Raw genomic sequence first — 1,687 nt, 5'->3', positions numbered from 1 at the left:
CTAAGCCTTGATCCACCGGTCAGCGCCTTGTGGATAGCGGCTAGGAAAACGAGGAAGTGCCTTGTGACCTGCAATGATGGGAGTTCTTGAGGCTCCACCAGGCACGATCGGCAAGGCACTTCCGAGATGCAAGTTTCCCATACGTCGGCGGCGGTCTCCGCTGCGTTCGATGATCCGAATCTGATCGCGCATGCCGGGCTCGTCCCGGTGATGCGGCTGGCCGAGCGGTGCGGTCTTTCGCGTCTGGTGACCGAGAAGGTGAAGCTGACCGGCGCGAGCAACGGCGCGGGTGCGGCGGCGGACGCCAAGGTCACCAGCATCGTCGCGGGCATGTCCGCAGGCGCGGACAGCATCGACGACCTTCACATCCTGCGCCATGGTGCGATGCCGGCCGTGTTCGCGGGTATCCGTGCCCCGTCCACGCTGGGCACGTTCCTGCGCTCCTTCACCCACGGTCATGCCCTCCAACTCCACGCTGTGCACCGCAGGTTCCTGGCCGCGCTGGCCGCGCACACTCCACTTCTGCCCGGCGCGGGCGAGGTGGCGTTCATCGATGTCGACTCCACCCACAAACGGGTCTACGGCCGGACCAAGCAGGGCGCCGAGTACGGCCGGTTCAAGGGCATCCGCACCCTGCACCCGCTGCTCGCCACGATCTGCACCCCGCACGCGCGGCCGGTGATCGCCGGGGTCCGGATGCGACGCGGCAAAGCAGCAGACGCCCGAGGCGCCCCGAAATTCGTCAGCGAGGCCCTGGCCACCGCCGTCGAGGCCGGCTGCACCGGCCCCCGAATCCTGCGGGCTGATTCGCAGTTCTACAACGCCGGTGTGATCGCCGCCTGCCGCCGGGCCGGGGCCCACTTCTCGATCACCACCGGCATGAACCCGTCCATCAAACGAGCCGTCCACAGCATCCCCGACGAGGAATGGCAGCAGATCAGTTACCCGACCGCGGTGCCCGACCCCGAGACCGGTGAACTCATCTCGGACGCCGAAGTCGCCGAGATACCCCAATACACCGCCTTCTCAAGCCGAAAGAAAGCGGAGCGGGTCACCGCCCGGCTGATCGTCCGCCGGGTCCGTGACCTCGCCAAACCCGCCGTCGCGGGTGAGCAGGGCGAACTGTTCCCCGTCTGGCGCTACCACCCGTTCTTCACCGACAACCCCGCCGAGACCCTGCAGGCTGAGCGGGAACACCGCCACCACGCGGTGGTCGAACAGGTCATCGCGGACAGCAAAGCCTCCGCCCTGACCCACCTGCCATCGGGACACTTCCACGCCAACGCCGCCTGGCTCACCCTGTGGGCCATGACCTACAACCTGCTGCGGGCGACCGGCGCGCTCACCTCCGCCTTCCATGCCAAGGCGACCACCGCCACCCTCCGCACCCACCTGGTTCAAGTCCCGGCCCGGATCGCCCGCTCCGCACGACGCATCACCCTGCACCTGCCACACAACTGGCCCTGGCAGCACGCCTGGACACACCTCTTCGACACCGCCCACGACCCACCCGGACCGGCCTGACGACCCTGCCCACACCGCCCGCCAGGGCCCGACCGGAACCGAACCGTGGAAACGCTGGACAGACCAGCGGATGCCACCTGCCCGCCCACAATCACCACCCCGAAACCGGCTCAGGATCAGTCAGAAGATCACTTTCAGACCACGTCGGTGGATCAAGGCTAAG

1 protein-coding gene is annotated in these 1,687 nt (G+C 67.5%); it reads left to right on the top strand.

The features are described from left to right. The first annotated feature begins 126 nt into the window (after positions 1 to 126). Complete coding sequence (locus tag ABTY98_RS42135; RefSeq protein WP_352226469.1) at positions 127 to 1,524, top strand: IS1380 family transposase; 1,398 nt, start codon at positions 127 to 129, stop codon at positions 1,522 to 1,524. Positions 1,525 to 1,687 lie beyond the last annotated feature (163 nt).

It is taken from the genome of Streptomyces sp. NPDC096040, from assembly GCF_040303265.1.
Taxonomy (GTDB): Bacteria; Actinomycetota; Actinomycetes; order Streptomycetales; family Streptomycetaceae; genus Streptomyces.
This window is presented reverse-complemented; position numbering and strand designations above follow the sequence as displayed.

Coding starts and splice junctions, on each gene's coding strand:
- ABTY98_RS42135 (WP_352226469.1), top strand. CDS start 127: ATGCAAGTTTCCCATACGTCGGCGGCGGTCTCCGCTGCGTTCGATGAT.